This is a genomic window from Streptomyces sp. NPDC050743 (assembly GCF_044456925.1).
Taxonomy (GTDB): Bacteria; Actinomycetota; Actinomycetes; order Streptomycetales; family Streptomycetaceae; genus Streptomyces.
Genome location: NZ_JBITGJ010000110.1, coordinates 10,262 through 20,953, shown reverse-complemented (window position 1 = coordinate 20,953; position 10,692 = coordinate 10,262). Strand labels below are relative to the sequence as shown.

The 10,692-nt window shown below is 70.0% G+C and carries 6 protein-coding genes; 4 read left to right on the top strand and 2 right to left on the bottom strand.

What is annotated here, in order from left to right:
- Both ACIBJF_RS45080 and ACIBJF_RS45075 read right to left on the bottom strand, forming a co-directional pair.
- Positions 1-903: RNA-guided endonuclease InsQ/TnpB family protein (locus ACIBJF_RS45080; protein ID WP_399183201.1), on the bottom strand; the 903-nt coding region annotated here is incomplete at its 3' end.
- A gap of 346 nt (positions 904-1,249) precedes the next feature.
- On the bottom strand, positions 1,250-4,033 hold the full coding sequence (locus ACIBJF_RS45075; RefSeq protein WP_399183199.1) for an AAA family ATPase: 2,784 nt from the start codon (positions 4,031-4,033) through the stop codon (positions 1,250-1,252).
- A 1,037-nt stretch (positions 4,034-5,070) separates the two neighbouring features.
- Here ACIBJF_RS45075 and ACIBJF_RS45070 point away from each other — a divergent pair.
- The 4 genes from ACIBJF_RS45070 (at position 5,071) to ACIBJF_RS45055 (ending at position 10,557) form a co-directional block, all read left to right on the top strand.
- Positions 5,071-7,329 carry an FUSC family protein gene (locus tag ACIBJF_RS45070; RefSeq protein ID WP_399183197.1) on the top strand — a complete coding sequence of 753 codons (2,259 nt, stop codon included), beginning with the start codon at positions 5,071-5,073 and terminating at the stop codon, positions 7,327-7,329.
- 350 nt (positions 7,330-7,679) lie between these two features.
- Positions 7,680-8,594 (top strand): MBL fold metallo-hydrolase, encoded by a 915-nt coding sequence (locus ACIBJF_RS45065; RefSeq protein ID WP_399183195.1) that lies wholly within the window; start codon positions 7,680-7,682, stop codon positions 8,592-8,594.
- 22 nt (positions 8,595-8,616) lie between these two features.
- Positions 8,617-10,110: a carboxylesterase/lipase family protein gene (locus ACIBJF_RS45060; protein WP_399183193.1), complete on the top strand. Its 1,494-nt coding sequence runs from the start codon at positions 8,617-8,619 to the stop codon at positions 10,108-10,110.
- 63 nt (positions 10,111-10,173) lie between these two features.
- Positions 10,174-10,557 carry a RidA family protein gene (locus ACIBJF_RS45055; RefSeq protein WP_399183192.1) on the top strand — a complete coding sequence of 128 codons (384 nt, stop codon included), beginning with the start codon at positions 10,174-10,176 and terminating at the stop codon, positions 10,555-10,557.
- Positions 10,558-10,692 lie beyond the last annotated feature (135 nt).

Here is a 10,692-nt window from a genome sequence, read left to right as displayed (position 1 = left end):
CGCCAGGAACCTCGGCCTGAAGTCCTCCACCGCAACCCCATCGTGGCCGCGCATCACGGACTTGGCCCACTTGCGGCCGGTGTCCTCCCGCTGCCTCGCGACCTTCTTGTGCAGCTTCGCCGCCTGTGCCTGGGCCTTGCGGTAGCCGGCGGATGCGGGCTGTCCCTTCGAAGGCCGGCGCCGGGCCATCATCCGCTGGTACCTCGCCAGCCGCTGCGCGGCCCGCCTGCCGTGCTCGGCATGCGGCAGATCGTAGGCGTCGTCGGTGGTGGTGGCGGTCTCCTTCACACCCCAGTCCACCCCGAGCACGCGCCCCGTGGGAGCGAGCGGTTCGCTCTGCGCGGGAACGACGAAGGACACGTACCAATGTCCGAGCGTGTCCTGGTACACCCGCACACTCGACGCATCGGCCGGAAGGGGCCGCGACCACACCACCGTCAGCACGATCTGGCCCGCAAGGTGCAGGCGGCCGTCCTTGAGGCGGAAACCGCGCTTGGTGTAGTTCAGGCTGGGCCGCGCCTCCCGCTTCTTCTTGAAGCGGGGCATCCCGGCCCGGCGGTGCATCGGCAACCGGTCCTTGATGTCCTTCAGCGCTTTCGCCCTCGACCTGGCGAAGTCCCGAATCACCTGCTGCTGAGGCACGCTCGCGCCCTCAGCCAGCCAGGGCGTCACCCTGCGTGCCTCGGTCAGCATCTTGTCGAGCTGAGCCGGACCACACGTCAGCTTCTCGCCACCCGCTTTGCCCTGCACGTGGACCTGCTGGGACTTGGCCACGCACTCGTTCCAGATCCAGCGGCAGCGATCCCACTCGGCTTCGAGCCGGCGCCTGGCCGTGTTCGACAGGCGCACACGGAAGGTGTACCGGGCATGCCCGGTGTCCTTCGTGGTCGCTTCTGTCGTCATGCATCCGAACCTACCCGAGCGGACTGACAGTTGAGAGCTCTCGATGATCGTGGGCGGCATCACCGCCGTGCGGGGTGGACGCCGGATCGCCCTGACGGCGATCCGGCTGTCCCTGCCCTGCTCCGCAGGAGTCCGATTCCTCCCCGGCCTGAAGGCCGGGGCATCCTCGGAGGAACCCGGTGAATCCCTTGTGCGGTTCGACGAGCTCATGCGGTCTCTCGTCGTCGCGCTCTATGAATCTGTCATGCGGAATCCGGTCGCGGTATCTGTCAGCCGACTGCACGGCGACGGCCGTCGGCCGACAGGCGGCATGCTCGTCAGCGTGCCTCCAAGGCAGATTCGGCTTTCAGCTCTGCACGCCGGCACCTGACAGGGTGCCTTCAAGCACGTCGCGGAGTTGTGAACGGGCGGTGATGCCCAGCTTGGGGAAGACCCGGTAGAGGTGGGAGCCGACCGTGCGCGGTGAGAGGAACAGTTTCTCACCGATCTCGCGGTTCGTCAGACCGCGGGCCGCCAGTTGGACGATCTGCTGCTGCTGGGGGCTGAGTTCGGTGAAGGCGCTGGGCACGACGTCGGTCGCCTCGATTCCGGCGGCGCGCAGTTCTGCCTGTGCCCGCTCGATCCACGGCCGTGCGCCGAGGCGCTGGAAGGTTTCCAGGGCGGCGCTCAGCAGTGGACGTGCCTCGGCGATACGGCGCTGGCGGCGGAGCCATTCCCCGTAGTCGAGCCGGGTCTGTGCCCGTTCGAACGGCCACTGCTCACCCGCGGGCTGTGCGAGCGCCGTCTGGAAGAACGGCTCCGCGTGCTCGGGATCCGCGAGGAGGGCGCGGCCTCGGTCGATCAAGGCGGCCACCCGTGCCGACATGCCCGTACCGAGGCGTCGCGCCGCCTGTTCCAGCAGTTCGGCGGCGTGCTCCTGCTGTCCTCGGCGAACGGCCGCGGCCGCGAGGTCGGCCAGGACGGTGTAGGAGACGTGGTAGTGGACCGGATCGCCGTCGTCGGTGAACGCGGAGCGGAACTGTGTGTACGCGGTGTCGTAGTCGCCCTCGGCCACGGCCGCCATCCCCAGGGCACGATGGGCGAAGACCGCGACGGAGCGGCTCTCCAGAGGATCGACGAGAGACAGGGCTCGCTCGGCGAGCCGGCGTGCGGTGGCCGGGTCGCCGAGCAGGCCTACCACCGTGGCGTCGAGTGCCTGGGCACAGGCCTCGGCATGGTCGAGTCCGGCCGCCGATGCCATGGCCGCGATGTCGGCCGCCACCGAGCGGGCCTCGGGCCATCGGCCCTGCTCCAGGCGGGTCCAGCCGGCCGCGCATCCCAGTCCGTCCGGGAGCGGGCCGTGGGCCTGCCACTGGTCGAACGCCTCGTCGAAGGTCCTGGCGGCGAGGGCGGTCTGGTCGAGCAGCCAGGCGACGATGGCCAGCGCGGTCAGGCGCCGGGCGTCGCCCTTGGCCTCGGCGATGAGCCCGGGCAGCACCGGTGCGAGGGACGCTCCTGCGCCGCTGGGGTCGGAGACAGCCAGTACCCAGGCGTGCAGCGCGGCTGCGGCGGCATCGTCGGGCGTGCAGGAGAGCAGACTCTGGATCTGTCGCTGCTGGGACTCCTCGCCCGAGTAGTAGCGGACCACCGCCGCTGCGGCCAGCGCGTCGAGCACGAGGGGTGACCGGGCGTTCGCCGCCTCATCGGCGACACGCATGAGCAGGGCGAAGGCCGCTGTGTGGTGGGGGCTCAGGGACATGAGCTGGCCGGTGGCCAGCGCGGCTTTGCCCAGCAGTGCCGGGTCGTCGGTGCTCTCGCGGACTGCGGCGGCCAGGTGTTCCACCCAGCCGAGTTGGCCGGTGAAGACGGCGGTGGTAGCGGCTTCGGTCAGCAGGCGCGCCCGGTCCTCGCGACGCGGGCTGAGCTCTGCGGCGCGCTCCTGGGCGGCGGCAGCGGCCGCGAAGCCACCTCGGCGCCGGGCCCGGTCGGCCGTCTGCTGCAAGGCGGTCGAAACTTCCTGGTCGGGGCGCACCGTCGCGGCGGCGAGGTGCCAGGCGCGACGGTCGGGCTCCTCGCGCAGCAACTCCGCGAGAGCGAGGTGCGCCCTGCGGCGTTCCTCGAACGACGCGGCATGGTAGACGGCGGAGCGGACGAGCGGGTGGCGGAGGGAGATCCTGGCTCCGTCCTGGCGTACGAGGCCGGCCCGATCAGCGGGCTCCCATGCTTTGTCGTCCGCCTCGGGGAGTCCCATGGCGGCTGCCTGCGCGTCCGCCGCGTCGGCGGTCGCAAGGAGCAGCAGGATGCGGCGGGTCGGTTCCGGCAGGTCCGCCGCATGGCCCGCGAAGATCCGCTCCAGCCGGTCGGTGACCGGCAGCGGGCCCTCCACGCTACTGCCCTCGAGGTGCCGGATCGCGGTGGCGTGGGCGAGTTCCACCAGAGCCAGTGGGTTGCCGGCCGCCTCCTCAAGGATCCGCACGCGGGTTCGGCCGGTGGGCGGCATGGGCTGCCGGTCGAGCAGCCGGTTGGCCGCCTCACCGTCCAGCGGGCCGAGCTCCAGGCGCTCGTACTCCTTGTCGAAGCCGGGAAGCGCGGCCGCGGTGCGGACTCCGACCAGAAGCGTCACGGGCTCGCTGTCCATGCGTCGCGCCACGAAGGAGAGAACGTCCAGTGATCCACGATCGATCCACTGGGCATCGTCGACCACCACCAGCAGCGGTGTCGTTTCCGCCAGGTCCGACAACAAGGTCAGAACCGCCAGGCCGACGACCATCGCGTCGGGGGCCTCGGCACACTCGTCGAGCCCCAGGACGGCACGGAGCGCGGCGCGCTGCCGCGACGGCAGGCCCTCCGCCTCACCGAGCACCGGGCGCAGCATCTGATGAAGACCCGCGAATCCAAGGTGCGCCTCAGATTCGCTCCCCACCGCTCGCAGCACTCGGCCGCCTGCCCTCTGCGCGTGATCGGCCGCGATGTCGAGCAGGGTGCTCTTTCCGGCACCGGGGTCACCCGTGACGACCAGCACGTCACTGCGGGACCGATCAGCGCCGACACGTCGGATGATTTCCGATGTCTCGGTTTCTCGGCCCACCAGCGTCAGACCAGAATTTGGCGTCGAGCGCTGGTCCCCACGAGCCCTTCCATCGTTTTCCACGGATGCTCCAGGGAATTTGAGATACCCCCGATACTAGCGTGGGAGAACCGAGGCAGCGCCCGCGGAAGTGGCCTCGAACCTGCTCAAAGCGCATCCGAGCGCAGTCGTCGTCCGTGATATTCCGGCCCTGGCATCTATGGAGTTCTCCCGGAGGGCGGGTTTCGCCCGCGGAGTCGCGCGCCGCACGGCCATCGTGGCGAGGAGACCGCCGGCCTCCGCATGCGTCGACCCGTACGTCTCCGCACCGTCACGGCATCGGGATCGCCACGGCGGGACAACCGGTCGGCAGGCGCAAACACCCCATCCCGCGGCCGACCAGCACCGCTGCAGTCACGTGACGCATACCCCCGGCTGTTCGTCCAGCCACAGAATCGTGAAGCGGGCACGGCCGCGCCTTTCCGGGTCGGCGGGCAGGCACGGTCGTGCGTCGCCGGTGGCGTCCTGCCATCACAGACGGGGATCGCGTAAGCCGTACATCTCGACCGGAAGGCGCTGTCATGGCCACTGGATGCTCGTGGCTGGTCGGACTCGGGTTCCGTACACCGTGCGGTCGGCTCGTACGCCACTTTTACGTCGTCGACGGCATGACCGATCTGGAGCAGGCCCACGAGGCTGCTCTGGAGCGAGCGAACGACCCGAGCGAACGCGCGGTGCGCGGAAACCTGCGGCTCGACGACGGCTGTGTCGAGATGCGTCGAATGTCGCGTGACCTTCTGGGTGCCTGGCGGCTGTCCGTCCCAAGTCCGTGCACTGCATAGCCCCTTGGAACCGTAAGCCATCGTCAACGGGTGCAGGCCTGTCAGGCGCTGCACGGCCGCCGACGCCGGCAACGGACGCTGTGTCTCGTTTCTCCGTCCAGGCCACCGTGAGCTACTTCAGGGCTCCCACCTGTGTGCTGCAGAACCTCCGAGAGCAGTCACCTGACGCATACCGGCCGGAACCCCGGGTGCCGAGACTGGTGACGCGGGCGGTGGCCGGCCGGAACCTCAAGGCTCTCCCACGACCGTGCACACGCGAAAAGACCTACGGAGATCCCCATGGTGGCAAGGACAACGACATCGCTGTGGGACCGCTTCGCCGCCTTTGACCCCGGACTGATCCGTCTGACCTCCGCGATGCGTGCCGTGTGCGGCACCGCCGCGACCCTTGCCGTGCTGACAGCGATGCGAGCGCCCGAGACGGCGCTGGTGGTCGGCGGCTTCACCGCGATGACGACTTCACTGGCCATCAGCGACCTGCACCCGCGCAACCAGCGCATTACGCTCGGACTCGGCGCTCCGCTCGCCCTCGCGTCCCTGGCCGCCGGAGCCGTGCTGACGCCGTACCCGACGGCAGCCAAGCTGGTCTTCCTGGTGGTGATCTACTTCGCCGTCCAGGCCCGTCGGTTCGGCCCGCGAGGGCTGGGCCTTGGGATCTTCGGTTTCATGGCCTTCCTGCTGTCTCAGTTCACCCGTGCCCGAGCAGACCAGCTTCCGCAGCTCGGGGCATCGGTACTGGTGGCGTTCGGGGCCGCCACAGCCATGTGGTACTGCGTCGGCCCTGTCACGGCGTCCGGAACTCTGCGGCGGCTGCGGCACGCATTCGACGTGCGACTGCAAGACATCCTCCGGAACACGGCCTCGATGATCGTCACCGGGCAGGACGCCGACACCCGGAGCCGCGCCTTGCAGGACCGCCTCGACAGGCTGCACGCGTCCGTGCTGCTGATCGAGGACTTTCTCGACGAGCGCGCCGTCGACGAGGACACCGAGGTCCTGCTGCCGCGCCTCAGCCGGGTGGAGGTGGCCTCGCAACGCCTGGCCGTACTCACGGTCCGTGCGATGCGCACCCCGGCCGCCCGCAACGATCTGGCGGGACGGACGGCCCGACATCGGCTCACGCAGCGGATCAGGGCTCTCCGGCACCAGCTCACCGTGGGAACGGCCTGTGCCTCCAAGCGGTGCGAGGAGGAGTACGAAGGCGGCCCTGCGAACCGGCCGACAGGCTCCGCACTCGTGCTGGACTGCTTCCCCGCGGTCGACGAACTCGCCGAAGCCCTGCGGGTTCTCGGCCCACGGGGCCGCCCGGCAGGACTCGGGATGCCTCCACGCAAGCCCGCCTCACCCACCTTCGGGGCGCTGCCGCACAGGGGCGGCGACACCTCAAGCCTGAAGCGAGGAGCCACCCGTCAGGCGTTTCAGGTGACGGCTGCCTCGGCCCTCGCCATCGCGGGCGGTCATCTCCTGTCGCCGCACCTGTGGTACTGGGCTGTCGCGGCCGCATGGGTCGTCTTCATCAAGAACGAGAGCACCGGCGAGGTGCTGCTGCAGAGTGTCCGGCGGCTGGCGGGCACGGTCCTCGGCGTGGTGTTCGGCTACGGCCTCGCCGCTCTGGTCGGCGGAGACCGCCCTGTCCTCCTGATCCTGCTCCTGCTGTGCATGTTCGGGATGTTCTACACCCCGTCGCAGGCCTACTGGGCCGTGACGTTCTTCATCACCGGCACGCTCAGCATGCTGCTCGCGCTGATGGACACCTTCTCGGCACACGTGCTGCTCGTGCGCGTCCAGGAGACCGCACTGGGAGTGTCCTGCGGGATCCTTGCCGCCGTCCTCGTCCTTCCCACCACGGTCCGCCGGGCCAGTGACGAGGAAATGGTCGGCTTCCTGCAGGTCCTCGACCGCCTCCTTCGGGCCGTCGCGGCAGGAAGCACGGACACAGAGATCCCGACGAGCTGGGTCCGCGCGGCACACGACCTCGACCAGGCACTGGAATCCTTCCGCAAGGCCTGTCTGCCTCTCACTCATCCGTTCAATCCGCAGCGCCGCCGCCGTCACCGCGCCCGCCACCTGCTGGAACTCCTTGAGGCCGGCGCGTACCACGCACGGAGCCTGGCCGCCACGGCCGAACGTCTCCCCGCGGGCCACGTCCGGGAGTGCGCCGCCCGTCTCACAGCTGCTGCCGACCGCGTGCACGAGACCGTGACCCACCTGATCCGCGTCACCGGCCACCGACCGGAAAGCGCCTCACAAGCGGCACGCCCCACGGTCATCAGGGCGCTGTCCCTGCTCTCGGAGGAGCAACGCGTGAGCCGTAACCGGCCGTCGCCGGAGCATCGCCTGCTGCTGCACACCAATCGCCTCGACGCGACCCTGACCACGCTCGTACGAGCCTTGGACCCACTCGCCTCGGACCCCGACCGCACCACCATGGTCCCTGCCGAGAGCGTGGACATCCCGTCGTCGCACGTCCCGGCCCCGGCTGCCGCAGGGAGCTGCGCCGATACCGCCGACCGGTGCGAACGCGTCCAAGCCGGCTAGCACCCCGCAGAACGCATTACCGGGCGGCCGGCCACCCTTGCTTTTCGCTGATCGGCAGGTCGTCGAAGCCGCCGACACGAGACCCGGGACGGCCACCGCACACCACACGACCGGCAAGCGGCCCGACGGATCGGCTCCGGCCTCGTGACCGCAGCGAGGTCGCCATGCGCTCGCCCGCTAGGTATCCAGGAATGCAACTCGGAACGGGACCCGCCTCGCCTTTCACCTGGCCTACAAGCGGAAATGCCACGCTCAGGGCTGTACGCACAGGTGCAGTCACGTGACGGATACCGCGCCCGCCGGGGCCGCTCGTACGGTTGAGTAAATCCTCCGAATTCCAAGGAAACCCCATGGAACAGATCACCCTCGGCAATGTCTCCATCACTCGGGTATGGGAATACTTCGGTTCTGTCGAAATGACGCCCGAGACCTTCTTCCCGGAAAGCTCGGAGGAAGTCTGGGAAGCCGGTACCGACTGGCTGACCCCGCATTTCCTGGATTCCGAGACCAACATCGTGAATTCCGCGATCCAGACCTGGCTGCTGCGCAGCGAGGGCAGGACGATCCTCGTCGACACCGGCGTGGGCAACCACAAGGAGCGTCCCTACGCCCCGGTCTGGAGCCGCCTCGAAACGGACTTCCTGGCCAACCTCGCCCGGGCCGGCGTCCAGCCCGAGGACGTGGACATCGTGGTCAACACGCATCTCCACATCGACCACGTCGGCTGGAACACCTACCTGGACGGGCGGCAGTGGGTGCCCACCTTCCCGAACGCCACCTATCTGATGCCGAAGGCCGACTTCGACTTCTGGAACCCGGAGAACGGCCACAAGCCGCTGCTCGGCCGCGGCAATCAGAACGTCTTCGAGGACAGCGTGGCCCCGGTGCACCAGGCCGGCCAGACGCAGCTGTGGGAGCACAGCCACCAGATCGACGCGAACCTGCGCCTGGACACCGCTCCCGGGCACACGCCCGGCTCCTCCGTGCTGACCCTCACCTCCGGCACGGACCGTGCGGTGTTCGTCGGCGACATGCTGCACAGCCCGGTGCAGATCCTCGAACCGGACGCCAACAGCTGCTTCTGCGAGAACCCCGCCGAAGCCCGCGCCACCCGCCGCAAGGTGCTGGGCTGGGCCGCCGACAACAACGCCCTCGTGATTCCCGCCCACCTGGGCGGCCACGGCGCCACCGAAGTCGTACGCGAGGGAAGCACCTTCGCCATCAAGGGCTGGGCGCCCTTCACCCCGTACACCGAGCAGGGCTGAAGCCCGCGGAAAGGCACCAGAGATGAGCCACCACCCCGAACCCGTCGTGACCACCCGGCAGGGAGCCGTCCGCGGTCTGCGCCAGGACGACGGAACCGCCGCCTTCCTGAACATCCCCTACGCCGCCCCGCCCCGCGGAGCCGACCGGTTCGCCCCGCCCCAGCCGCACGAGCCCTGGGACGGCGTACGGGACGCCACAGTCCCCGGCCCCAACGCGCCGCAGTCCGAGCGCAAGCTCGGCAGCATCGACATGGCCCCTTACTTCGGCACCGGCTGGAGCCGTGGCGAGGACTACCTCACCGTCAACGTGTGGACGCCCGCCGCCGCGCAGAGCGACCTGCCCGTGATGGTGTTCGTCCACGGCGGCGGATTCGTCGCCGGTTCGACGCGGTCCGCGATGTACGACGGTTCCGCCTTCGCCCGGGACGGCGTCGTCCTCGTCACGCTCAACTACCGGCTCGGCATCGCCGGTTTCCTCGACCTCCCCGGAGCCCCCGCCAACCGCGGCCTGCTCGACGTCGTCGCCGCGGTGCGCTGGGTGCGGGAGAACATCGCCGCGTTCGGCGGTGACCCGGACAACGTCACGCTCTTCGGCCAGTCGGCCGGGGCCACCGTCGTCGGCGGCGTCCTCGCCACCGCTGAGGCCGCGGGACTGTTCCGCAGGGCGATCGTGCAGAGCGGCAGCGGCCTGGGCGCGTTCACCACCGAGCAGGCAGCCCGTGTCACAGCCGCAGCCGCCGAGGTCCTGGGCGTCGAGCCGCACGTGGACGCCTTCGCGGAGATCTCCGACGAGCGTCTTGTGGAGGCCGCCTCCAAGCTCGCGGGCATCGACCTGCAGACCGCCACCCACCACGACCCGCTGATCGGCCTCAGCCCCTTCAGCCTGGTCCTGGACACCCAGCCCGCCGTTTCCGTGGCCGCCGGGCACAGCTCCGACGTCGACCTGCTCGTCGGCACCAACACCGAAGAGGGCCTCCTGTACCTGGTCCCCGTGGACAAGTACGCTTCCTCGACCGCCGAGGACGTGGACGACACGGCGGCCCGCTCGCACCCGAACCCGGCGCAGCTCGTCGAGACCTACCGCAGGACACGTCCCGAGGCGTCCTACGGCGAGCTGCGCTCCGCCATCATGGGCGACGCGCTGTTCGGCGCGGGCACCCGGGCCCTGGCCGGCGCCCACGCCGCCCACCCCGAGTCCGCGACTTTCGCCTACGAGTTCGCCTGGCGCTCGCACGCCCTGGACGGCGAACTCGGCGCCACGCACGCGGTCGAGCTGCCCTTCGTCTTCGATCTCACGCATCTGCCGCAGCTTGTCGGCCCCGCCGCCCTGCTCGGCCCCGACAAGCCCCCCGTGGATCTCGCCGCCCGCATGCACGAGACCTGGATCCGGTTCGCCACCACCGGCGACCCCGGCTGGGACCGCTACGACACCGAGCGCCGGGCCACGATGCACATAGACGCCCAGTGGACCCAGGTCGACGACCCCCGCAGCCAGGAACGACAGGTCTGGAGCTGACACCCCTCCATGTGCTTCGCCTGCCCACCCCTGCCACCGGACACCGCCACCACGAGGAACACCATGACCAGAACCGTCATCACCACGGAGAACGCCCCCTCCCTGCCGGCCCCGCTCTCCCAGGGCATCCGCAAGGGCCCCGTCCTGCAGGTCTCCGGACAGCTCCCCTTCGACCCGGACACCGGCGAGGTTGTCGGAACCACCGTCGCCGAGCAGACCGCACAGGTCCTGCGCAACGTCACCGCCGTCCTCAAGGCGGCCGGCGCGGGCCTGGGGGACGTCGTCATGCTCCGCGTCTACCTCACCGACCCCGCCCACCTGCCCGAGCTGAACGAGGCGTACGCGGCGGCCGTCGGCGAGCCCTTCCCCGCCCGCACCACCGTCTACATGCGGCTCCCGCCGGGACTCCTCGTGGAGATCGACGCCCTGGCAGTGCTGGACGACTGACAGCGCCACAGCGCAAGGCTGGTGCCGGGGGGGGGGGCGGGGGCGCCGCGGCCGCCCCCCCCCCCCCCCAACCCAAGCCAGGCCGCAGCCGCACGCGGGCAACGGCCCCCAGACGGCGGCTGTCGATGGATGGAG